Here is a 22848-nt window from a genome sequence, read left to right as displayed (position 1 = left end):
GAGTGCCGCTTGCGCTCCGGGCGGTCAAAACCGAAAGATGCCTCTTCGTCTTGGCGGGATGCCGCCGGTTGCATGAGGAATATGCAGCGTGAAATCGATTCTATTGACGTTTTAGGCCGTTCGCCAGAACAAGCGCAGCGCAAAAGGAACTAGGTAAGACGCACTGCTCCAATCTGCTCGTATACAGCGACCGGACGCAGGCGCTACAGTCGAAAATGCGATCGTTCCCGCCGCTACACGCAGCGCATTCTGGAGTGCGACCATGGCCGCTCAGAAAAAGGCAACCGCGACAGCCGCCGAGCACAAGGCGGCGGCGAAGGACAAGCTGCCGGGCAAGGTCTACGCCAAGGAACTGGCCCGCCTGCACGTCGAACTGGTCAAGCTCCAGGAATGGGTCAGCCAGACCGGCGCCAAGGTCTGCATCGTTTTTGAAGGACGCGACGGCGCGGGCAAGGGCGGCACGATCAAGGCGCTCATGGAGCGCGTCAGCCCGCGCATCTTCCGCGTGATCGCCCTGCCTGCCCCTTCCGAACGCGAAAAGAGCCAGATGTACATGCAGCGCTACGTCCCGCATCTGCCGGCCGCGGGCGAGGTCGTCATCTTCGACCGCAGCTGGTACAACCGCGCCGGCGTGGAACGCGTGATGGGATTCTGCAGCGAAGCCGATGTCAAGTCCTTCCTGAAAGGCGTGCCGCTGATGGAGCGCGCCATCGTCGGTTCGGGCATCATCCTGCTCAAGTACTGGCTGGAGGTCAGCCAGGAAGAGCAGACCCGCCGGCTCCAGGCCCGCATCACCGATGAGCGCAAGGTCTGGAAGCTGTCCGGGATGGATTTGAAGTCGTACAGCCGCTGGTACGACTATTCACGCGCCCGCGACGACATGTTCGCGGCGACGGATACCAGCGTGGCGCCCTGGTTCGTCGCCCAATCCGACGACAAGAAGCGGGTGCGCCTGAACATCATCAGCCATGTGCTCGCAAGCATCCCGTACCAGCGCATGCCCCGAGACAAGGTGAGGCTGCCGAAGCGGCAGAAGGCTGGCGGCTATCGCGATCCGGGCCATCTCCTGAAGCAGGTCCCCGAGAAATTCTGAGCGCGCGGCTGCCGCCGCCGCCCGCCCCACAACTTTCAAGGGGAGCGCCCATGGCCAAGCTCTTGATCAACCACATAGAAGAAAGCACCTCGGACGACGAGATCAGGAATTTCCTGGTCAAGTACGGCTTTCCTGCGTTCGACCAGATCGAACGCGTCCCCAGCGCCGGCGAACGGCCGGCCGTCCTTCTGACTTTCAGCGGGGCCAGCCCAGAGGACCTGCGCGTCCTGCTACCCCGGATACACCAGATCTTCTGGAAAAGTCACACGATCGCCGCGCTGATCATGCGGGAGCCCATCGAGTGAAGGTCCGGCCCGCAAGAGCCGGGCCGCGCGGGAAAATCGTGACCAGATGTGCTTTTTTAGGGTTTCCCCCAGGATCGATGCTGTCGATTTCCGTTCCACTTGTACGTCGTGTCAGTACGCACAACTTTCTTCAAAGGCGGACTCACCATGACTACCGGAACCGTAACCCTCCATCGCGTGATGCGCGCCCCGGCCGAACGCATCTATCGAGCCTTCCTGGAGCCCGACGCGGTGGCTCGCTGGCTCCCCCCTTACGGCTACACCTGCCTGGTCCATCAACTGGACGCCAAGGTCGGCGGCATGCACAAGATGTCGTTCCGCAATTTCGGCACCGACCATAGCCACAGCTTCGGCGGCGAATACCTGGAACTCGTGCCCGGCCAGAAGATCCGTTACTCGGACCAGTTCGACGATGCGAACCTGCCCGGCCGCATGCAGACGACCGTCACGCTGCGGCAGGTGGTCTGCGGCACCGAGGTCAGCATCGTGCAGGAAGGCATACCGGCGACGATACCGCCCGAGATGTGCTACCTGGGCTGGCAGGAGTCGCTGGCCCAGCTGATGCGGCTGGTCGAACCGGAGATTGCCGAGTGACGAAAACACCCCAAACAAAAACAAACAAGCAGGCCGGCAGCGGGCCGGTCCTGCTGTCCGGCGGCAATCCGCAAATCGCCAAGGGCGCCGGTGACGCGCCGGTGCAGGCTTACATTGCGGCCATGCCGGGCTGGAAGAGCGATCTGGGGCGGCGGCTGGACGCGCTGATCGAGCGCGCCGTTCCCGGCGTGCACAAGGCGGTCAAATGGAATTCGCCGCTCTACGGACGGGAAGACCAGGGCTGGTTCCTGGGCATCCACTGCTTCACCAAGTACGTGAAAGTGGCGTTCTTCCGCGGCACATCGCTGCGGCCCGTGCCGCCCGGCTCGTCCAAGAGCCAGGACACGCGCTATCTCGACATCCGCGAGGACGATGCGCTGGACGAGGAACAGTTCATGGCCTGGGTGAAACAGGCCAGCGCGCTGCCCGGCGAGCGGATGTAGGCGGGCCCTGCCGCGCCGTGGCGCGCAGGCGCGGCAGCGACACGGGATGCCGGCATCGCACGGGGGCAGCAGCGCGTGATGCTAGCGCCGCGCGCGGCGTTTCGCGCCCGCCGCGCGCTTGGGAGCGTCTATGCCGGACAGCAGGTCCTGCACCAGTTCGATGACCCGCTCGGCCGTGGGCGACAGCGTGCGGCGGGCGCGGTGGATGACGCTGTAGGTCAACGGGCCCGCGGCCGGATAGGCCAGCGGCAGCGGCTCCAGTACGCCCTGCTCCAGTTCGGCCGCAATGGCCTCGCGCGTGCAAAACAACACCACGTCGCTGCCCAGCGCCACGTCCCGCAAGGCGGCGACGCTATCGCATTCGAAGGCGATGGGCAGGTCTTCCAGCCGCGCCACCTGGTACAGCCGGGCCAGGTACTCGCGCGCCCGCGTGGGCAGGTCGGTGGCCGCCAGCCGGTATTGCGCCAGCGCGCCGCGCAGCCGCGGCTTGTCCAGGCCCTGCAGGGGATGGCCGGCGCGCGTGAACAGGCCGCCGTGCTGCGGCGGCAAGGGCCGCACGGTGAAATCGCCGGGCGGCGGCAGGCTGTGCGTCACCGCCACCGCCAGGTCCAGCTTGTCCTGCTGCAGCTTGTCCAGCAGGCGCTGCCAGCTCTCCACCTCGACGTGCACGCTCAGGCCCGGATGCTCGCGCGCGATGCGCACCAGCAGCGGCGACAGGAAGCCCGCCGCCGGGAACGCGCCCACGCCCAGGTTCACGCGGCCGGTGTCGTGGCCGCGTATCAGTTCGGCCTCGCGCCGCAGGTCGCGGGCTTCGCCCAGGATGCGCTGGGCGCGCTCCAGCACCATGCGGCCAGCCTGCGTGGGCGTGACGCCAGTGGATGCGCGGTCCACCAGCACCAGCCCCAGCGTGTCTTCCAGCGCCTGGATGCTGCGCGTCAGGGCCGACTGCGTCAAGTGCAGCCGCTGCGCCGCGCGGGAGTAGTGCTTTTCCTCGACGAGCACGGCGTAGTGCTGGAGCGACCGGATGGTGAGGCTCATGTATTTTTCTCATTGAGATTGCGCCAAATATGCATTTGATTCCGCGCAAAGGCAAGACTACAAACGACTTGCCGCGACGGAAAAAAGCAGCGCCGGCGGCCTGTGGTGACCCTCATTCCAGAGCAATGCGCGACATTGCCCACCCCCAGGAGGAGACAACATGAACCGCAAGTCGTTCTTGAAGCTGTTGGGCCGAGGCGGAGCCGCCATGCTGGGCGCCCTGGCCTGTCTTTCGACGCTGGCCGCCCCCGTCACCCAGGCGCCGCCCTGGCCCGGGGGGGGCAAGCCCATCCGGCTGATCGTGCCGTTTCCGGCGGGATCCGGATCGGACGCGCTGGCGCGCATGCTGGCGATGAAGATCACGCAACGCACCGGCGCGCCGGTCATCGTCGACAACAAGCCCGGCGCGGGCACGATGATAGGCGCGCAGGAAGTGGCCCGCGCCAGCCCGGACGGCTACACCCTGCTCTACACCATCGTCGTCACGCACACGCAGAATCCGCATCTCTACAAGAAGCTGCCCTACGACCCGGTGAAGGACTTCACGCCCATCATCCAGGTGGTGCGCTCGGCGACCGTGCTGGTGGCCAACAAGAACGCGCCGTTCTCGACCACGGCGCAGATGATCGACTACGCCCGGGCCCATCCGGGCAAGCTGAATTTCGCTTCCTACAGCCTGGGATCGACCTCGCACCTGAACGGCGAGATCCTCAAACAGCAGACCGGCATCGACATCGTGCACGTGCCCTACAAGGGCACCGCCGACGCCAGCAGCGCGTTGCTGGCGGGCGAAGTCCAGATCTATTTCGACGGCACCGCGACCGCGGTGGAAAACGCCCGCGCCGGCAAGGTCAAGCTGCTGGGCCCGGCCACCGACCAGCGCCTGAGCGTGCTGCCGGACCTGCCGACCTTGAAGGAACAAGGCATACCCGGCCTGGACATCGTCGGCTGGCAGGGCATATTCGGGCCCGGCGACATGCCGCCCGCGCTGGCCGAGCGCGTGGCCCAGGCGTTCCGCGAAGCGCTGGAGTCACCCGAAGTGACGCAGAGCATCGTGTCGCAGGGCAACGAGGTCAGCGGCGCGGGCCCCAAGGAATTCTCGAAGATCGTCCAGCAGGACAGCGAACGCTGGGGCGCGGTGATCAAGCGCATCGGCCTGGTCCTGCAGTAACCACGACGCAGCGTAAGGAGAGCGCAATGCATGATCTGGTGATACGCGGCGGCACCATCGTCGACGGCTCGGGCCAGCCCCGCTACGACGCGGACCTGGCCCTGGAAAACGGCCGCGTGGTCCAGGCCGAAGGCCGGGCCGGCGCGGCGCGCCGCGAGATCCGCGCCGACGGCTGCCTGGTGGCGCCGGGGTGGGTGGACATCCACACCCACTACGACGGCCAGGCCACCTGGGATCCCTACCTCAGCCCTTCCACCTGGCACGGCGTCACCACCGCCATCATGGGCAATTGCGGCGTGGGCTTCGCCCCGGTCAAGCCCGAGCGGCGCGAATGGCTCATCAAGGTCATGGAAGGCGTGGAGGACATACCCGGCTCGGTGCTGTCCGAAGGCATCCAGTGGGATTGGGAGACCTTTCCCGAATACCTGGACGCGCTGGACCGGCGCCCCAAGGCGCTGGACGTGGGCGCTCAGATCCCGCACAGCGCCGTGCGCGCCTACGTGATGGGCGAGCGCGCCATCCACCACGACGAGGCCTCGCCGGCGGACCTGATCGCCATGCGCGCCGTGGTGCGCGAGGCGCTGGTCGCGGGCGCGGTCGGCTTCTCCACCTCGCGCACCTTCCTGCACAAGTACGACGAGCGCAAGTATCCGCCCGGCACCTTCGCCACCGGCGAGGAGATCACGGCGCTAGGCTCTGTCATGGGCGAAGTCGGGCATGGGGTATTCCAGATGACCGCCAACCATCCCGCCATGGAAGGCGAAATCCCGTGGCTCGAACAGCTGGCGCGCCACAACCGCCTGCCCGTGCTGTTCAACCTGCAGCAGACCGACGCCGCGCCCGACGTCTGGAAACAGATCGCCGGCAGCCTGGACCGCGCCCACCGCGAAGGCGTGCCGCTGCTGGCGGGCATCAGCGGACGTCCCTTGGGCATCCTGTTCTCGTGGCAGAGTTCGCTGCATCCGTTCATCGCGCATCCCAGCTACCAGGCCCTGCATGCCCTGCCGCTGGCGGAAAAGCTGGCCCGCCTGCGCGACCCGGCGACGCGCAACCGCATCATGAACGAACAGCGCGGCCTTTTGGACCGCCGCGCCGAAACGCTGTTCAGCAGCTTCCACAAGATCTACCGGCTGGGCAGCGATCCCGACTACGAGCCGCTGCCCGAGGAAAGCGTGGCCGCCATGGCGCAACGCAGCGGCCGCGCGCCGCTGGAGATCGTGTACGACCTGATGCTGGAGAACGAGGGCCAGGCGATCCTCTACTACCCTTCGTTCAATTATTCCTACGAGAACCTGGACCACCTGCACCAGCTGATGCAGCATCCCAACACGGTCAACAGCCTGTCCGATGGCGGCGCGCATTGCGGCTACATCTGCGACGTGAGCATGCCGACCTTCATGCTCAGCCACTGGACCCGCGACCGCCGCCGCGGCCCGCTGCTGGACCTGGAGCACGTGGTCAAGCGCCAGACGCGCGATACCGCCAGCGTGTACGGACTGCAGGACCGGGGACTGCTGCGTCCCGGTTACAAGGCCGACGTCAACATCATCGATCCCGCCGCCGTGCGCGTGCATTGCCCGGAAATGGTGTTCGACCTGCCCGGCGGCGGCCGCCGCCTGATCCAGCGCGCCGACGGCTACGTGGCCACGCTGGTCAACGGCGTGCCCATCTTCGAGGGCGGCGCGGCCACTGGCGAACTGCCCGGCAAGCTGTTGCGCGGCGCGCGCAGCCAGCGGGCCTGATGGCAGCAGTGCAGGCCTGGCGCGCCGGGGCTCAGCCGCGGGACGATTCCGGCGTGTACTGCCCCAGCAGCCCGGCGACCCAGTCGATGAACACGCGCAGCTTGGCGCTCACGTGCCGGTTGGGCGGAAACGCCACGTACATCGGCATGGAATCCAGGCGCCAGTCCTCGAACAGCGGGGCCAGTTCGCCGCTTTCGACATGGGCGCGGGACATGTAGTCGGGCAGCCACAGCACGCCCAGCCCCGCCAGGCCGGCCGCCAGATAGGCGTTGCCGTCGTCGACCGCCAGCACGTAGCGGCCATGCACCTTGATGCTTTCGCCGCCGCGGCGCATGGCGTACGGCAAGGCCTTGCCGTTGCGCGCCCATAGAAAGCCCACGATGCGGTGATGCGTGTCCTCCAGCTCGCGCGGATGCGCGGGCGCGCCGGCGCGCTCCAGGTAGCTGGGCGCCGCGTAGACGCCTAGCCGCAGGTCGCCCACGCGCCGCGCCATCAACGACTGGTCGGTGAGCTCGCCGCCGCGCACCACGCAGTCCACGTTCTCGCCGATGAGGTCGACGATGCGGTCGCTCACGCCCATGTCCAGCTGAATGTCGGGATACTGCGCGTGGAAGGCCGGCAAGGCGGGTACCAACACCAGGCGGGCCAGCGGGCTGGGCACGTCCACGCGCAAGCGGCCCCTGGGCACGGCCGAGGCGCCGGACAGGCTGGTCTCGGCGTCGTCCATGTCGGCCAGCAGCCGCAACACGCGCTCGTAGTAGGCGGCGCCGTCGGCCGTCACGTTGACCTTGCGGGTGGTGCGGTTCAACAGCCTGACGCGCAGGCGCGCCTCGAGCTGCTGCACCAGCTGCGTCACGCTGGTCTTGCTCATGTGCAGGGTCTCGGCCGCCTTGGTGAAGCTGCCGGTTTCCACCACGCGGGCGAACGCCTGCATTGCATCGAAACGGTCCATCTCTGCTCCCGCTCTTCCTGATTATTTGGATTCTACAAACAGTGCAGGCCGCACTTGCCCGTTTATCGCGGCGGCGCGGCCGCCTACAGTGCCTGCACCGTTAACGCCGGGCCAGATGCGGCCCACAGCAGGAGATATCCATGACCAAACGCGACGTCGTTTTTCCGCCCGGGCGCCAGGCCCTGTATGAGCGCAACCGCTATTCCCCGGCGATCCGCTCCAATGGCTTTCTGTTCGTCTCGGGACAAGTGGGCAGCCGCGAGGACGGCTCGCCCGAACCGGACCTGCAGGCGCAAATCCGGCGCGCGTTCGACAATCTGCAGGCCATCCTGGCGGCCGCCGGTTGCGGCTTCGACGACGTGGTCGACGTGACGGTGTTCATGGTCGACCCGGCATCGCGGTTCGAAACGATCTGGCAGGTGGTGCCGGAATACTGGGGCGAGGCGCCGCACCCGACCCTGACCGCCGTGGGCGTGACCTGGCTTTACGGCTTCGACTTTGAAATCAAGGTGATCGCGAAACTGCCCGAGGCTGCGCAGGACTGAGCCGGCCAGCCGCTCACACCACGCCGACCCGGATCACGCCGGCGATGGTCTGCGCCGCCTGCTGCAAGGCGGGCACCATGTCTTCTTCCAGCCGGTTGCCTTCGACCTCGGTGGCAGCCACCGAAATGCCCACCGACAGCAAGCGCGAACCCGCCTGCGGCACCGGCACGGCGACCGACACCTGGTTGCTGTCCGGGTAGTCGAACCGGGTCCACTGCCCCGGCGTCAAGCGCAGCCCGCCGGCCAGCGCGCTGGCCGGCGGCAGCACGCTGCCCACGCGCAGGTTCATCACCACCAGGCGGCGGCGTTCGGCCGGCGCCATGGCGCGGCCGATGATGATCACCCCTTCGGGATTGGCCTCGCCCAGATTGGAGGTGCCCGAGTAGGCGTCGGCCAGGTTCTGCAGGATCTCCTGCACGGCGTCCGTCACGCCCAGGCTTTCCATGGCGGCGAAGCCCAGTTCGAAAACCAGCGGCGTCAGGCGCCAGCGGCTGTCTTCGCGCGCGGCGTAGCCCTCTTCTTCCAGCGTCTGCAGGAAACGCAGCACGGTCGCGTGAGGCAGGTCGACGGCGCGCGCCAGCTCGGCCAGCGTGGGCCGGCCATTGCCGCGGAAGGCCCGCATGATGGATAGACACCGCTGGATCGATCTATTATTCTTCAATCGTTCACCTGACAAACATATTGATCACTAGGTGAACAATACACATAAACGATGCTCGCGGCAAGACCCGCGGGCCAGGGAAGGAGACAAATCAATGAAACGCATCGCACTCGCCTTGGCGGCGGGTCTCGTGTTCTGTACGGGATCCGCCGCAGCGCAAGCAACCTGGCCCGCGCAGCCGGTCAAATGGATCGTGCCCTATCCGCCGGGTGGCTCGACCGACATGCTGGCGCGGCTGGTCAGCCATAAGCTGGGAGAACGGCTGGGCCAGCCCGTCATCGTCGAAAACAAGGCAGGGGCCGGCGGCAACATCGGCACCGATTTCGCGGTCAAGCAGCCAGCCGACGGCTACACCATCGTGATGGGCAATATCGGCCCCATCTCCATCAACCCAGCGCTCTATCCGGACCTGCCCTACAAGCCGCAGCGGGACCTGGCGCCCGTCACGATGCTGATGAGCGTGCCCAACCTGCTGGTGGTCAATCCCTCGCTGCCGGTGCACTCGGTGCAGGAACTCATCGCCTACGCGAAAAAGTCGAAAGCGCCGCTGGACTACGCCACGCCCGGCACCGGCACCTCGCTGCACCTGGCGGGCGAACTGTTCGCCTCGTCGGCCGGCGTGCGCTTGACACATGTGCCCTACCGCGGCAGCGCGCCGGGCCTGAACGACACCATGGCGGGCCACGTGCCCATGATGTTCGACAACATGCCCTCGGCGCTGCAGCTGGTGAAGGCGGGCAAACTGCGGGCGCTGGCGATCACCAGCACGGCGCGCTCGCCGCAGCTGCCCAACGTGCCGACCATGGCCGAGGCCGGCCTGCCCGGCTACGAGATCGCCGGATGGTTCGGCGTGCTGGCTCCCGCCGCCACGCCCAAACCCATCATTGAACGCCTGAACAAGGAGCTGCTGGCGGTGCTGGCCATGCCCGACGTGCGCGAACAGATCACGGCCATGGGCGGCATCATTTCGGCCGAGGGGCCGGCCGACTTCGGCCGCTACATCGCGGCGGAAACCGACAAATGGGGCGCGCTAGTCAGCAAGGCGCAGATCAAGCTTCAATAGCAAGGAGACAAGCATGAACACGTATCGCCATCTGGAAACCCAGCCGATAGCCGGCGCGCTGGGCGCCGAAATCCGCGGCATCGACCTGTCGCGGCCGCTGTCGGACGAACAGTTCGAAGACGTGCGCAAGGCGCTGCACGAACATCTGGTGATCTTTTTCCGCGACCAGCAGCTGACGCCGCAGCAGCACATCGATTTCAGCGCGCGCTTCGGCGAGCTGCTGGAAGTGCCGTTCGTGCGGGCGCTGGACGGTCACCCCACCATTCTTCCCGTCATGAAGGGCCGCGCCGAAACCACCCGGCGCCTGTTCGGCGGCCTGTGGCACACGGACATGAGCTACGCCGAGGAGCCGCCGCTGGGCTCGGCGCTGTACGGCCGCGTCATTCCGCCCTACGGCGGCGACACCATGTGGGCCAATATGTACCGGGCCTACGACGCGCTGTCGGACCGGCTCAAGCAGATCCTGGACGGGCTGGGCGCGGTGCACAGCGCGGTCCGTTCCTATGGCGCGGGCGGCGCGGTGGTAAACAACGGCGATCCGGCGCACAAGATGGACGTGCGCACCGACGACCGCGCCGCGAGCGAAGTGGTCCACCCCGTGGTGCGCGTGCATCCCGCGACGGGCAAGAAGGCGCTGTACGTGAACAGCACCTACACGCTGCGCTTTGACGGCATGACCCAGGAAGAAAGCGAGCCGCTGCTGCAATTCCTGTACCGCCACGCGGCGCGTCCGGAATTCACCTGCCGCTTCCGCTGGACGCCGGGATCGCTGGCGCTGTGGGACAACCGCTGCACCCAGCACCTGGCCATGAACGACTACGACGGCTTCGACCGCGAGATGCACCGCACCACGATCTCCGGCGACCGGCCCATCGCGGTCCCGGCCTGAGCGCGAGGCCTGAGCGAGGCCTGCGCGGGCCTGCTCTGGACCTGCGCGCCGCCTCGACGCGGTGATTTCAGCGCGGCGGTTTCAGCGGCAGAAGCCGCCGGTAGCCCGGCGGCAGCGGCTGCGCCGCGTGTTCCTCGACGGTGCGCGCCAGGCGCTGCGCCAGGTCTGCGGGGAACGGCTTGGCGCGGCGCGTCTCCAGGTCCACGTGCAGCGACAGCTGCTCCATCGTGGCCGCCAGATAGCCGTCGCGGGTCTGGATCAGCTCCATCAGGCAGAGCAGGCGCTTGTCGTCGGCTTCCAGCAGGCGAATGCGCAGCGCCAGCGGATCGCCCGCCAGCACTTCGCGCAGATAGGCCACATGCACATTCATCGTATAGATACCGCAGCGCGTGGCCTCGGTGTAGTCCAGCCCTACCCCGACCTCGCGCAGCAGCTGAAAGCCCACGCGGTCGAAGATGCCCACGTAGTGGGCCGCGTTCATGTGGCCGTACTCGTCGATCCAGGCGGGATCCACGTTCAGGGTCGTGGACGGCAGGGCTGATGTCATGGGTTTCCTCGGGGTCAGGGTTCCGTTCAGCCCACGACCTTAGCCGACGCCGGCCGCCGGATCAATGCGCGGCCGGGCGCTGGCCTGCTTCAACCGCGCCGCACCCGGTACAGCGCCACGCGGCCGGCCGCTGGCGCGGATGCCCAGTCTCCCGCCCCCGACATCTCGCCTATCGGCCCCCGGAACGTTCCCGCCACGCGCACCGCGCCTTGCGCCCCCAGTTCCACCACCAGCGTGGAGCCGTCGGCCATCCTGGCCAAGGCGACGGGCGCATCGGCGAATCCCGGCACCCGCCACAGCGACACCAAGCCAGGCAGCGCCGCCTGCAACGCGCGGCCAGGCTCGCCCGGCGGCAACGGCTGTGGATTGAGCGACACCTCGCCGCCTGGGGGCAATGGCTGCGGATTCAGCGACACCGCGGCGCCCGGAGGCAACGGCTGCGGATTCAGCGATACCGCGGCGCCCGGAGACAGCCGCTGGCGGCCCAGCGACGCCGCGCCGCCCGGCGGCAAGGGTTGCGGGTTGAGCGCGGCCATGCCGGCGAGATTGGCGCTCGCGGCATGGGCCGGCAACGGGCTGGCCGCGCCGGGAATGTTCAGCGTTTCGCGCCGCAGCAGGGTGACGGTGTTGAGCCGGCCGATCTCATGCACGGACACCTGATCGCGCAACTGGGTCGTCAGCACCGCCCCGCCGCCTGCCGCGACATCGAGCCGGTGCGCGCCGGCGGCCGGCACGCTGGCCTGCCCGGCGAGCACGGCGGCCTGCACCTCGAAGTGGCCGGCGATGCTGCGCCGGTTCACGCGGATCAGGCTGGCGGGCTCCTGTTGCGCGGACAGGGGACGCAGCACCGGCACCACGGCGCGGCCGTTGCTGTCGGCGGTTACCTCCACGGCATGGTCGCGCGAGCGGTACTGGATCAATTCACCCGGTTCCAGCCCGTGCAGGCTCACCATCTGCACGTCCAGGCCGCTCGTCTTGCCCAGATAGCTCTGCCAGTCCGGCGTTTCCAGGGGCGGCGGCCGCATGCTCTGGTTCAGGCCGTGGCCCCGCCCCCAATTGATACCGTAGCCGTCGTGGTCGCCGACCGGGATGTACAGGCAATTATCGATATAGGACACGTGCGCATTGGTGACGTGGCCATTGGCGTCCAGCTCCACGTCCGGCGGCGTGCCCAGGTCGATCAGCCGCACCCCGCGGGCGGTGCGCACGATGAAGCGCACCGGTTCGTTGATGCCTTGGGCGATGGCCGAGGGCACGGTCACGTCGATCTGCTGCGTTTCGTCCACCGTGCCGCTTTGGGGACGCGACATGTAGGTCGTGATCCAGCTGCCCGGAGCGACCACCTCTACATCGCAGAAGGCGCCGCAGCCCTCCATCCACACGCTGCCGCCCGTGCTCACCTGGTCCAGCGTGACCGTTTTGCTGGGCGCGCCGCTGCCCGTCTTCGCCAGGATCGAGCAGATGTCCAGGCGGGAGGGCAAGCCGAAGGGGTGCACCGAGGGCTGCAGGATGTCCTTGCCCGGATCCGCCGGCAGGCGCACCGGTCCACCCAGGGTCATGCCCTCCGGCGCCGCCATGACGCTGGCATAGACGCAGCGCGCGCCGCCGAAGGCCAGCTCGGGCAAGGGGCTGTCGATGTAAAAGGCCTGCTTGCCTGCCGGCGTGCCGCCGAACTTGGCGGGATCCATCGCATCGGCGATCCGGTCTTCGACCATGTTGTCGATGAAGCCCGGCACCAGGCCGCCCAGGTTGATGTGCAGGGACCAGCGCACCATGGTGCGCAGGAATTTGGTGATGGTGGGCGTCAGCGAAAAGTCGCAGCCCAGCGTGCCGTCCACATCGCCGGCGAAGGGATCGGGCACCTGCGCCTTGCCGCGGTAATCGATGTCCACGTGGGGCACTGTGCCGGCAGGCCGCCAATGCGCGGCGATGGCCAGCGACGGGATGCGGTCCTGCAACCCGCTGGGTACCCGCGAACTGGCCAGACGCTCGACCGCCGGGCCGTCCAGAAACAATCCCCACTCGTGGCCGGCGTACAGGCGGCCGCGGGCGCTGCCCACGGGCTCGAAGCGGATGGCCACGACCGGGCCGGCCAGCTCGACCCGTGCCGAACTGGGGGACGGCATGCCCAGCTGGGTCAGCGCGGCGCTCAGGTCCGCGGCCGCGGGCGAGCCGACCGCCTTGATGATGGCCTCGCGCGCCGGCGCCGCGGCATCTCCCAGCCCCGCGCGCATGGCGCCCAGGTCGGCATCGACGCAGCGCAGGGACACGGCCGTGCCGGCCGCGGCCAGCTCCAGCGTCACCCGCACCGTGCCCGCGGGCGTCGCCGCGCCGCCCGGCACGGCATTGGGCGCGGCCATCACGGCGGCCCGCGGCGCCACGTAGACATCGATGGGAATGCGCAGCTGCACGGCGGCGCCGGCGGCCAGCACTTCCGCCGCCTCCGCCGCCACGTCGGCATGGTCTATGTAAGCCGCGCCTATGGGCGCGAAACAGGTTGCGCGCAGCCTGGCCTGCACGGCGCGGACGGCAAGAACGCCCAGAACGGACGCCTGGATCTGTAACTCGATGCTCATGTGAACTCTCCCGGACGAAGTTTCGACGGGACGCGAAGCGGGCCCGTCTCGCATACACGCGCACATCTGGCCGGCGCGGCGCCCTGGAAGGAACGGAGGCGCTGGCTTCCTGCTTGTGACAGCTGCTGAAACGACCTGGCGATGCAGAGGGAATTCGGAGGCAGTACATCGTATGAACGATGCATCGGCCAGTCTACTCACGGCGGCACTAGTCCGCCAGGACGGCAGACGCAAACCGGCTGGCGGATACGGCGCGGCGACGCCGCAAATTCGTCCATCCGCGCACCGCCGCCTCGGCGATAGGCGAAAGACGCAATATCCCGCACCCTGGCGAGCAGGCATAAACAGACAAGTTCGCGTCTTGATTCTCAAGGCGACGAGGCCAACGCGCAGGGGCGCGCGCTCAAGCTCGGGGAACCAGGATGAACATCCTTCTGGCGTTCACGCCATTCATCATGTTTGTCATCATCGAAAGAACCGTCGGTGTGCTGGAGGGACTGGCAACCGGCACCTTGGTTTCCGCCGGGCTGGTGCTGCGCGACTGGCTCAGCCCGGAGCGGCGCGTCAAGATCCTGGAAGGCGGGACCCTGCTGCTGTTCATCGGGCTGACCCTGTACGCCCCGATGGTGGACGGGGATTCCTGGACGGTGGCCCAGGCCCGCCTGCGGGTCGACGCCGGCATGCTGATCCTGGTGCTGCTGACCCTGGCGTTGCGCCGGCCCTTCACCCTGGAATACGCGCGCGAAAAAGAGCCCGAATATGTCTGGAAAAACCGCCGCTACGCCCGCATGAACTTCGCCATCGCCCTTGCCTGGGCGCTGGCCTTCGCGACCATGGTGGCGGTCGACGCGCTGCTGCTGTACCGGCCGCAGCTGCCACAGGCCATCGCCATCGCGGTAACGGTGGCGGCGCTGGCGGCGGCCATGAAATTCACCGCTTGGTATCCGGAACGGGTGTCGGCTACAACATTCAGGTAGCCACCCGGGAGAGCAAGATGCCCCAAGCAGGAAACAGCGTGGAAATCGTGCTGGCGACCCAGGCCAGCGACGCCCTGGTCGCGGCGTTCGCGCGGCTGCTGCCGCAGTTGTCGCGGACGGCCCCGCCGCTGTCGCGCGAGACACTGGACGAGATCATCCGCTCGCCCTGCAACCACCTGTACATCGCCACCATGGGGGCCGACAAGCGCATCGTCGGCACGCTGACGCTGGTGCATTTCCGCATCCCCACCGGCTTGCGGGCGTGGATCGAGGACGTAGTGGTGGACGAGCAGGCGCGCGGCCTGAAGGTCGGCATGGCGCTGACGCGGGCCGCCATCGCCAAGAGCCGAGAGTTGCAAGCCAAGACGCTCGACCTGACGTCGAACCCCGGCCGGCTGTCCGCGCATCACCTGTATGAATCGGCGGGCTTCGTGATGCGCGATACGCGGGTGTACCGGCATCAGGGCTAGCGCGCCTACTGGAAGTGGTAGCGTTCCCGGTAGCCCACCGGCGACATGCCGCAATACTTGTTGAAGATGTCCCGGAAAGCCTTGGTGTCGTTGTAGCCGACCTCGTACATGACTTCCGCCACGCTCTTGCGCGAAGTCTCCAGCCGCTTCTTGGCGGCTTCCACCCGCACCCGCTGCACGTACTCCACGATGCTGTTGCCCGTGGCCTGGCGGAAACGCCGCTCCAGGGTGCGCCGGCCCATGGCGTGGCGGTCGGCCAGCTCCTCGACCGTGATCTTTTCCGTGTAGCGGCCTTCGATGTAGTCCTGCACCGCGCGCACCACTTCATCGGCATGCGCCTTCTGGCCCACGAACACCGAGAACGGCAACTGGCTCTGGCGGCTCCAGTCGAGCTGGAAGTACTTGGCGCACCAGATGGCGGTATCGCGGTCGGTGTACTTTTCGATCAGGTGCAGCACCAGATGCGCGGCGGAAAACGCGCCGCCGCTGGTGTAGATGCCGTTGTCCGCCATGACGATGCGGTCGCTGACCCACTCCACGCTGGGAAACAGGCTGGCGTAGAGATTCTGCGCCACCCAGTGGACCACCGCCTGCTGCCCGTCCAGCACTCCGCCCGCGGCCAACAGCGCCGCGCCCATGCACAGGCTGGCGACCTCGCCGCCATTGCGGTGATGCTGCGACAGCCATTCGATCAGTTCGCGGTTGGACAGCACGGCGTCGGACACCGAGCCCAGCAACGGCGGCGCGATGCAGATATCGATGTCGTGCGCATCGGCCAGGACCATGTCGGCCTGCACGGTGATGCGGCCTTCGTCCAGGCGGACTTCGCGGGTCAGGGCCATGGTGCGCACCGTGAACCGGGGCTCGCGCCCGTGGGCGGCCAGGTATTCGTTGGCGACCAGGAAGCCATGCCGGGCAGTTTCCAGCGAGGCGATATTGGCCCCCAGGGGGAGCAGGAACGCGACGTTTTTCATCCTGCAAAGCATACGCCTGCCAGCTGTCGCAATCCACCCTCTAGATTGTCGCAATTGCCTATCTGAAAGCGCGGCCGATCCCGATACAGTGACACTTACCGGAATGAGATCCGGGACTGCGCCGGAGGCGGCTTGCGGGCTTCCTGGCGTGGAACAGAACAACGTGGATCAAAGGAGTTACTGATGGAAAAGTATGTGGATGGTTTCCTGCTGCCGGTGCCCAAGGCCAATATCGAGGCCTACAGGAAGATGGCGCAGACGGCACAGACGGTCTGGCTCGAACACGGCGCGCTGGACTATCGCGAATGCGTGGCGCAAGACATAGACAACGAAGGCGCGGGCTCGTTCAGCGCCGCCGCCAGCGCGCGCGAGGGGGAAACCGTGGTGTTCGCCTGGATCACCTACGCCAGCAAGGCGGAGCGTGACCGCATCAACGCGAAGGTCATGGCGGATCCGCGCCTGGCCTCACCGGGCTGCGAGGACGTGTTCGACATCAAGCGCATGTGCTGGGGCGGCTTCACCACGCTGGTAGGCAACTGAGGCGGCGGGGGAGATTTCCCCCGCTCGTTTTTTTAACGGATCAATCTGGAGACAAGCATGGCAAACCCTGCAAGCAAACCCATCCCCGAAGGCATGCACACCCTCACCCCGCATATCGTGTGCGAAGGCGCGGCGGAGGCCATCGCCTTCTACAAGAAGGCCTTCAACGCCGAGGAACTGGCCCGGTTGCCCGGCCCCAACGGCAAGATCATGCATGCCGCCATCCGCATCGGCGATTCCGTCATGATGCTGATGGACGATTTCCCCGAGTGGGGCAGCCTGGGCCCCAAGGCCCTGAAAGGCACGCCCGTCACCCTGCACCTGTACGTGAACGACGTGGACGCGGCCATGAAGCAGGCCGTGGCGGCCGGCGCCCAGGTGACCATGCCCGTGGCGGACATGTTCTGGGGCGACCGCTACGGCCAGGTGGTGGACCCTTGCGGCCACCGCTGGTCTATCGCCACGCACAAGTTCGACCTGACGCCCGCCGAAGTCCAGGAAAACATGGCGAAGATGGGCCCGATGGAAGGCTGCGGCGACCCGTCCAAGAAGCCGGCCTGACGGCCGCGCCGCGCAGGCGTCAGGCGGCGGCTGGCTGCGGGTACGGTCCCAGGAAGTCCAGCTTGCCGATCTTCACGCCTGCGTGGCGCAGGATGTCGTAGGCCGTGGTGACGTGGAAGTAGAAGTTCGGCAGCGCGAACGTCAGCAGGTAGTCGTCGCCGCGGAACTCCGGCTTGAAGTCACCGAATGCCAGCGTGATCTTGCGGCTTTCGGCGCCGTCCAGCTTGTCCGCCGCCACGGTCTGCAAGTAGGCGATGGTGGCGGCGACGCGCTGCTGCAATTGCTCGAAGGTGGTTTCTTCGTCCGGGAACTTGGGCGCTTCCACCCGCGACAGGCGCTGCACCGCGAACTTGGACGCGTCGCTGGCGCGCTGGACCTGGCCGCTCAGCGGATACATGTCCGGCGCCAGCCGGGCATTGATGAGTTCAGCCGGGTCCATGCCCGCGGACTGGGCATGATCGGCGGCCTTTTGCAGCAGGACGGCCAACACATTCAGGCCGCGGATGAAGGCAGGCACGCTGGCCTGGTACATGGAAAGTGACATGGCGTGGGCTCCGCACAGGAACTAGGCGGCCCGCGCTCGATGCGCCGGCGCGCCGGGGATAGGCTGATCTTACTGCCGCGCCACCCGGCGCTGCGTCTGGAAGAAGCGCCAGATCAGCGCCGACGCGTCCGGACCGCCGCGCGCGTGATACCGCACGGACGCATCGCCGCCGCTCCAGGCGTGTTCCACCAGCGTGATCTCGCACAGCCGCAGCACGGTCCGGTTGCCGCGCAGCATGTCCACCCGCCGGTAGGACTTGTCCGTGCCCAACCCCAGCACGCGCTCGACCGGCACACTCTCCGGCGGCAGGTCATTCACCGCCCGGAACTGTTCGAACAACTGCCTGGCATTGCGCGGCGCCACGGTCGGGTCCAGCTGCCCCTGGAGAATGATGGCGGGCATGCCCAGCCGGAACACCGCCGGGTCCGCGACCCGCTCCAGCAAGGGCAGCAGCGGCTTGAGCGCGCCGCGCCGCATGGTGCCTATGCCGCCCGTGGCGCTATGGGCGTCGCCCGCCACCGGGCCGGAATGCATGGCCGCCGCAGCGATCAGCCGCGGATGGCGCAAGGCCACCAGGGCGGCCATGCCGGCCCCGGCCGACAGCCCCGCGATGTAGACCCGCTCGGGATCCAGCGAATACCGCGCACACTCGGCGCGGATCAGGGCCGCGATCAGGTCGGCTTCCGCGCCGCCATGCTCGTCATCAGGCTGGAACCAGCGCCAGCAGCGCTGCACCTGCCGGGTCATGGACTGCTGCGGATACAGCACCATGAAACCGCCGGCGTCAGCCCATTGGTTCATGCGCGTGCCGCGGGCGAAAGACAGCGCGGTCTGGCGGCAGCCGTGCAGCATAACCACCAGCGGCATGCCCTCGCGCGACGGCGTGACGGGCGTGTAGCGGGCGTAGGTAAGGCGGCGGCCCTGGCTGTCGGAAAATTGCCGGGAGGCTTCCCAACGCCCCACGCCCAGCGACTGGCCGGCAGCCGCGCCGCGAGTAGCGGAGGCCGTGGCGGATTTGGCGGCATTGCGCTTGGGCGCGGCGCGCTTTTTCGCGGCCTTGGGAGCGGCCATGCGCATCGCGGCACGCTGCAGCTTGCCGATCTTTTTTGCGGCCTTGAAAAACAGGTTGGTAAAACTGCGCGCCATTGCTAGGCCTCGGCCAGTAAACCCTTGTTTGCTTGCGCGCAGAATGTATCACAGAGTAACTTCGCCGCAACGTTTTCAGCCGCATGGCGCGAGGCGCCATTTGCAGTAGATCAAGCCGATGCGCATCGGCCGCGACCGCAGGCTGCGCGAGCTTGAGCCTGCGCGCCAAAGCGCCTAAGGTGTAGACCTGATCCAACCAAGACGCATTCATGTTCCCCAACGACAGACCCCAGACCCTGGGCGAGGAAATCGCCAATGCCATCAGCCACGGCGTCGGCGCCACGGCCGCCGTGGCCTCCGCCCCCATCCTGATCCTGGCCGCTGTGCGCCAGGGCGATGCCGCCTTCATCGCGGGCGCCGCGGTCTTCGCCGCGACGATGTGCCTGCTGTACCTGGCCTCCACCATCTATCACGCCCTGCCCAAGAGCCGCGCCAAGCAGCTCTTCAACGTGCTGGACCATTCCGCCATCTATCTGCTGATCGCGGGCACCTACACGCCTTTCGCCCTGGGCGCCCTGCGCGGTCCCTGGGGCTGGACCCTGTTCGGCCTGGTCTGGGGCATGGCCCTGCTGGGCGTGGGGCTGAAGGCCAGCAAGCGTCTCAACCGGCCCGCCATTTCAACCGGCCTGTACCTCGCCATGGGCTGGCTGGTGATCATCGCGGTCAACCCGCTGATCGAACGCGTGCCCACCGGCGGCCTGTGGTGGCTGGTGGCGGGCGGGCTGGCCTATACGGGCGGCGTGGTGTTCTTCGTGCTAGACAACCGCTGGCGCTATAGCCACTTCGTCTGGCATCTGTTCGTGCTGGCTGGCACGGCCTGCCATTTCTTCGCGGTGCTCTGGTACGCGGCCTGAGGTATGGGGCCTGACGTATGCAGTCAGACGCATGCAGTCAGACTGCATGCGGCCCGAAGTATGCGACATGAAATCCCCCGCCTGAGCGCAGCAGCCGCGCATCAACCGCGCCCGCTTCCGCCCGGTTGCGGCATGGCCAGCAGGCCGCGCTTCATCACCGCCTTCATGCCCGGCACCAGCAGGCTGCCGCCGAACAGCAGGTCGCGCCACAGCCCCGGTCCCGAAGCCTGGAAACACGGCGTCAGCGCGCGGCTCAGCGTCTGGTACATGCGCGAGGGCAGCAGCCGGCTGCGCGCATAGCGCGCCGGCCCTTCGACGGCGCCATGCTGGCGCAGCGCCCGCGCCAGGGCCAGCGCATCCAGCACGGCCAGCGTCGTGCCCAGCCCCAATTGCGGACTCATGGCATGGCCGGCGTCGCCGACCGCGCAATAAGGTCCCGCAGCCAGTCCGCGCGGCCAGGTGTGCCGGTAGGTCGCCACCGCCAGATCCTCGTGGCGCGAAATCTGGGCGACCACGGGCGCGGCCTCGGGCCACAGGGACAGCATGCGGTCCTTCCAGGCCGCGATGGGGGCCTCGCGCCAAGCCGGCAAGGCGTCATGCCGGATGCTCCAGAACAGCGACAGGCGCACGCCCTGCGGGCCAAGCTCGGTAGGCAGCAGGCCCATCATTTCGCGGGTGCCGCGGAAACGCTGCAGCAGCTGGGTCGCGCCCGTCCAGCCGGGCGTCCAGAACTGGCCCCACAGCGCGCCCCAGGCGTAGGCCCGCGAACGCGCCGCCAGCCCGACCTGCTCGCGCAGCGCCGACGCCGCGCCATCGGCCACCACGAACACGTCGAAACTGGATTCGGCCCGGGCGTCGTCCGCGCCATGGGTCACGTGCGCCCTGCCCTCGAGGGTCTCCAGCGTCGCCACCGGGCAGCCGAACGAGAACTCCGCGCCCGCGCGCCGCGCGGCCTCGAACAGCACCCCGCCCAGGGCCGCCCGCGTCACCGCCCGCGCGCCGTCGCCAACGTAGTCGATGTCCACGACCCGCCAGCCGCGATGCGACAGGCCCAGCAGGCGGTCGATCGGCGCGCCCACGTTCAGCGCCGCCACGTCCACGCCCAGCGCGGCCAGCGCGCGCACTCCAGGCGGCTGCAACAGCAACCCCGCGCCCTGCGTCGTGAAACCCTGGTGCTTTTCAAAGACCCGCACCCGGTGGCCGGCCTGCGCCAGCGCCAGCGCGGTGGCCAGGCCGGCGCTGCCCGCGCCGGCGATACCGATGGATAAAGGCTTGCTCGTACTCGTCATGGTCATGGATGCAGATACTCCGTCGGCGGGCGGCCCAGCACCCGCCGGAACATCGTGGAAAAGGCCGCCGGACTCTGATAGCCGAAATCCAGCGCGATGGAGGTCACCGAATCGCCCGAGGCCAGCCGCGCCAAGGCCAACACCACGCAGGCGCGCTGGCGCCATTCGGAAAAGGCCATGCCTGTCTGTTGGCGGAAATGGCGGCTGAAGGTGCGCGGGCTCATGTGCAGGCGCTCGGCCCAGGCCTGCGGCGCGGCGCGCGCGTCGGGCGCGGCGATGAAGGCCTTGCACAGCGGCGCCAGGCGCTTGTCGCGCGGCAGCGGAATGTGCAGCGGCAGCACCGGCGCGCGTTCGACTTCGTGCAGCAGCAAGGCCGCCAGCGCGCCGTCGCGGCCCGCAGGATCGTAGTCGGCCGGCATGTCCACCGCGTCCAGCAGCAGTTGCCGCAGCAGCGGCGATACCTCGATTACCTCGCAGGCGGCGCGGTCCGCGCGCGCCGCGCCGGGCTCGATGTAGGCGCTGCGCGTGCTGACGCCCAGCATGCGCACCTGGTGCGCCACGCCCGCCGGTATCCACACCGCGCGCTGCGGCGGCACCACCCAGTTGCCGTCGCGCGTGACCACATGCATGACGCCCGTGGCGCCGTACAGCAATTGGGCGCGCCGATGCGAATGCATCGGCAGCAGCCGTCCGCGCGCATAGTCGTTGCCGATGGCGACGACGGCGCGGTCCAGGTGGTCGTAGCGGTCGATGTGGGTATTGCGCATGACGCTCGGGTGGCGTGGCGGTTGGCCGAAACTCGAACATTATTGTCTCATCCTCGAAAGCGGGCCAAGCGGCTGGGCCGTATCGTGGACGCTTTCCCCTTGGAAGGACGCGGCATGCTTTACCTGGTTCTGGCCTTTTTCGGCTGCTTGAGCGGCGTGACGACCGTGCTGTTCGGTTTCGGCGGCGGGTTTGTCGTGGTGCCCGTGCTGTACGCGGTGTTGACGGCCGCGCACGGCGCGCACGACGCCATCGGCCTGTCGGCCATGCACATCGCGGTGGCCACCTCCACCTGCGTCATGATCGTGAATTCCGTGGCGGCCACGCGCAAGCACCAGCGCGCCGGCAACATCCTGCGCGCCTATGTCTGGCCCCTGGCCGGCTTCATCGCCGTTGGCGCTGCGCTGGGCGCGCTGGCCGCCACCCGCGCCAGCGGCGAGCTGGTGCGCTATGCCTTCATCGCCTACCTGGGCGTGACCATCCTGGACTGCCTGCTGCGCCAGGGTTTCATGGCGCAAGGAGATGAGCGGCCCCGTCCCCTTGGAGGAGGCGTCCTGGTGGGCGGCGGCGTGGCCATCGGCGCGATCGCGACCTTCCTGGGCGTGGGCGGCAGCGTCATGACGGTGCCGCTGCTGCGCCGCCGCGGCCTGCCCATGGCCAAGGCGGCAGCGATGGCCAATCCGCTGACGCTGCCCGTGGCGGTGGTGGGGACGCTGGCCTACATGGCGGCCGCCGCGGGCCTGTCCGAGCCCCTGGCGCCGTGGATCGTCGGCTACGTGGACCTGCTGGCCTTCGCCGCGCTGGCGCTGGGCTCGCTGGCGGGCATCCGCCTGGCCGCGCCGCTGATCCCGCGCATTCCCGATCGCCTGCATGCCCGCGTCTACGTGCTGCTGCTGGCGCTGGTGATGCTGAGCATGCTGCTCATCTAGGGCCAGCGCGGGGCTGCTCCGCGCCAGACAGGCGCGGCAACCCGTCCCGTAAAAAACCTAAGGAAACATCGCGGCCAGCAGCGACTACGAAACCGCGCAAAACGTTTCCGGCGCGCCCGGGGGGACTCCCTCCCGGGCCGCGCCAGCCTGCCGTGGCGCGCCGACACAGGAAAACACATC

Annotated in this window: 25 protein-coding genes; 15 read left to right on the top strand and 10 right to left on the bottom strand. The window is 67.9% G+C overall.

The genetic code is table 11. The features are described from left to right. The first annotated feature begins 262 nt into the window (after positions 1–262). The 4 genes from ppk2 (at position 263) to HWY37_RS06220 (ending at position 2435) form a co-directional block, all read left to right on the top strand. Complete coding sequence (ppk2, locus tag HWY37_RS06235) at positions 263–1093, top strand: polyphosphate kinase 2 (protein ID WP_176088149.1); 831 nt, start codon at positions 263–265, stop codon at positions 1091–1093. Positions 1094–1143: 50 nt separating this feature from the next. Beyond that, a complete protein-coding gene (locus HWY37_RS06230) occupies positions 1144–1398 on the top strand; it encodes an RNA-binding protein (protein WP_176088148.1) in 255 nt (84 codons plus the stop codon). Positions 1399–1545: 147 nt separating this feature from the next. Continuing rightward, positions 1546–1992: an SRPBCC family protein gene (locus tag HWY37_RS06225; RefSeq protein ID WP_176088147.1), complete on the top strand. Its 447-nt coding sequence runs from the start codon at positions 1546–1548 to the stop codon at positions 1990–1992. Next, positions 1989–2435 carry a DUF1801 domain-containing protein gene (locus tag HWY37_RS06220; protein WP_217481335.1) on the top strand — a complete coding sequence of 149 codons (447 nt, stop codon included), beginning with the start codon at positions 1989–1991 and terminating at the stop codon, positions 2433–2435. Before HWY37_RS06225 ends, HWY37_RS06220 begins: the two co-directional genes overlap by 4 nt. Before the next feature lie 81 nt (positions 2436–2516). Here HWY37_RS06220 and HWY37_RS06215 read toward each other — a convergent pair whose 3' ends face one another. Continuing rightward, positions 2517–3473, bottom strand: a complete 957-nt coding sequence (locus tag HWY37_RS06215; protein WP_175211074.1) for a LysR family transcriptional regulator — start codon at positions 3471–3473, stop codon at positions 2517–2519. Positions 3474–3633: 160 nt separating this feature from the next. On the opposite strand from HWY37_RS06215, the gene HWY37_RS06210 reads away from it, so the two are divergent. Then, positions 3634–4644, top strand: coding sequence for a Bug family tripartite tricarboxylate transporter substrate binding protein (locus HWY37_RS06210; RefSeq protein WP_176088146.1), 1011 nt, complete (start codon positions 3634–3636; stop codon positions 4642–4644). A 26-nt stretch (positions 4645–4670) separates the two neighbouring features. Continuing rightward, entirely contained in the window at positions 4671–6386 is a 1716-nt protein-coding gene (locus HWY37_RS06205; RefSeq protein ID WP_176088145.1) for an N-acyl-D-amino-acid deacylase family protein, read from the top strand. A 31-nt stretch (positions 6387–6417) separates the two neighbouring features. Here HWY37_RS06205 and HWY37_RS06200 read toward each other — a convergent pair whose 3' ends face one another. Next, complete coding sequence (locus tag HWY37_RS06200; RefSeq protein WP_176088144.1) at positions 6418–7338, bottom strand: LysR family transcriptional regulator; 921 nt, start codon at positions 7336–7338, stop codon at positions 6418–6420. Between the two features lie 140 nt (positions 7339–7478). On the opposite strand from HWY37_RS06200, the gene HWY37_RS06195 reads away from it, so the two are divergent. After that, entirely contained in the window at positions 7479–7883 is a 405-nt protein-coding gene (locus HWY37_RS06195) for a RidA family protein (protein ID WP_176088143.1), read from the top strand. Between the two features lie 13 nt (positions 7884–7896). On the opposite strand, the gene HWY37_RS06190 is transcribed toward HWY37_RS06195, so the two are convergent. After that, positions 7897–8544 carry an IclR family transcriptional regulator gene (locus HWY37_RS06190; RefSeq protein ID WP_281372028.1) on the bottom strand — a complete coding sequence of 216 codons (648 nt, stop codon included), beginning with the start codon at positions 8542–8544 and terminating at the stop codon, positions 7897–7899. A 94-nt stretch (positions 8545–8638) separates the two neighbouring features. On the opposite strand from HWY37_RS06190, the gene HWY37_RS06185 reads away from it, so the two are divergent. Then, complete coding sequence (locus HWY37_RS06185) at positions 8639–9607, top strand: Bug family tripartite tricarboxylate transporter substrate binding protein (RefSeq protein ID WP_176088142.1); 969 nt, start codon at positions 8639–8641, stop codon at positions 9605–9607. Positions 9608–9620: 13 nt separating this feature from the next. Beyond that, on the top strand, positions 9621–10496 hold the full coding sequence (locus HWY37_RS06180; RefSeq protein ID WP_175211061.1) for a TauD/TfdA dioxygenase family protein: 876 nt from the start codon (positions 9621–9623) through the stop codon (positions 10494–10496). A 67-nt stretch (positions 10497–10563) separates the two neighbouring features. Here HWY37_RS06180 and HWY37_RS06175 read toward each other — a convergent pair whose 3' ends face one another. Further along, positions 10564–11043, bottom strand: coding sequence for a thioesterase family protein (locus tag HWY37_RS06175; RefSeq protein WP_176088141.1), 480 nt, complete (start codon positions 11041–11043; stop codon positions 10564–10566). Between the two features lie 89 nt (positions 11044–11132). Continuing rightward, entirely contained in the window at positions 11133–13619 is a 2487-nt protein-coding gene (locus HWY37_RS06170; protein ID WP_176088140.1) for a hypothetical protein, read from the bottom strand. A gap of 422 nt (positions 13620–14041) precedes the next feature. Between HWY37_RS06170 and HWY37_RS06165 the strand changes: the two genes are divergently transcribed. Then, positions 14042–14596 carry a hypothetical protein gene (locus tag HWY37_RS06165; RefSeq protein WP_175210753.1) on the top strand — a complete coding sequence of 185 codons (555 nt, stop codon included), beginning with the start codon at positions 14042–14044 and terminating at the stop codon, positions 14594–14596. 17 nt (positions 14597–14613) lie between these two features. Further along, positions 14614–15066: a GNAT family N-acetyltransferase gene (locus tag HWY37_RS06160; protein WP_175210752.1), complete on the top strand. Its 453-nt coding sequence runs from the start codon at positions 14614–14616 to the stop codon at positions 15064–15066. Between the two features lie 5 nt (positions 15067–15071). On the opposite strand, the gene HWY37_RS06155 is transcribed toward HWY37_RS06160, so the two are convergent. Next, entirely contained in the window at positions 15072–16052 is a 981-nt protein-coding gene (locus tag HWY37_RS06155; RefSeq protein ID WP_175210751.1) for a GlxA family transcriptional regulator, read from the bottom strand. A gap of 171 nt (positions 16053–16223) precedes the next feature. On the opposite strand from HWY37_RS06155, the gene HWY37_RS06150 reads away from it, so the two are divergent. Continuing rightward, complete coding sequence (locus HWY37_RS06150; RefSeq protein ID WP_175210750.1) at positions 16224–16580, top strand: DUF1428 domain-containing protein; 357 nt, start codon at positions 16224–16226, stop codon at positions 16578–16580. A 57-nt stretch (positions 16581–16637) separates the two neighbouring features. Continuing rightward, entirely contained in the window at positions 16638–17141 is a 504-nt protein-coding gene (locus HWY37_RS06145; protein ID WP_175210749.1) for a VOC family protein, read from the top strand. 19 nt (positions 17142–17160) lie between these two features. Here HWY37_RS06145 and HWY37_RS06140 read toward each other — a convergent pair whose 3' ends face one another. Together HWY37_RS06140 and HWY37_RS06135 are read right to left on the bottom strand one after the other, a co-directional pair. Then, on the bottom strand, positions 17161–17685 hold the full coding sequence (locus tag HWY37_RS06140) for a DUF1993 domain-containing protein (RefSeq protein WP_176088139.1): 525 nt from the start codon (positions 17683–17685) through the stop codon (positions 17161–17163). 69 nt (positions 17686–17754) lie between these two features. After that, entirely contained in the window at positions 17755–18831 is a 1077-nt protein-coding gene (locus HWY37_RS06135; protein WP_175210747.1) for an extracellular catalytic domain type 1 short-chain-length polyhydroxyalkanoate depolymerase, read from the bottom strand. A 209-nt stretch (positions 18832–19040) separates the two neighbouring features. On the opposite strand from HWY37_RS06135, the gene trhA reads away from it, so the two are divergent. After that, a complete protein-coding gene (gene trhA / locus HWY37_RS06130) occupies positions 19041–19685 on the top strand; it encodes a PAQR family membrane homeostasis protein TrhA (RefSeq protein ID WP_176088138.1) in 645 nt (214 codons plus the stop codon). A gap of 101 nt (positions 19686–19786) precedes the next feature. Here the strand turns inward: trhA and HWY37_RS06125 are convergent, their stop codons facing one another. Next, complete coding sequence (locus HWY37_RS06125; RefSeq protein ID WP_176088480.1) at positions 19787–20974, bottom strand: FAD-dependent oxidoreductase; 1188 nt, start codon at positions 20972–20974, stop codon at positions 19787–19789. A gap of 2 nt (positions 20975–20976) precedes the next feature. Beyond that, complete coding sequence (locus tag HWY37_RS06120) at positions 20977–21741, bottom strand: AraC family transcriptional regulator (protein ID WP_176088137.1); 765 nt, start codon at positions 21739–21741, stop codon at positions 20977–20979. A 114-nt stretch (positions 21742–21855) separates the two neighbouring features. On the opposite strand from HWY37_RS06120, the gene HWY37_RS06115 reads away from it, so the two are divergent. After that, on the top strand, positions 21856–22668 hold the full coding sequence (locus tag HWY37_RS06115) for a sulfite exporter TauE/SafE family protein (protein WP_176088136.1): 813 nt from the start codon (positions 21856–21858) through the stop codon (positions 22666–22668). Positions 22669–22848 lie beyond the last annotated feature (180 nt).

Source organism: Achromobacter anxifer (assembly GCF_903652925.1).
In the GTDB taxonomy this organism is placed as follows: domain Bacteria; phylum Pseudomonadota; class Gammaproteobacteria; order Burkholderiales; family Burkholderiaceae_B; genus Achromobacter; species Achromobacter anxifer.
Note: the sequence above shows the minus strand (reverse complement) of the source record. Positions and strands in the feature narration are given on the sequence as shown.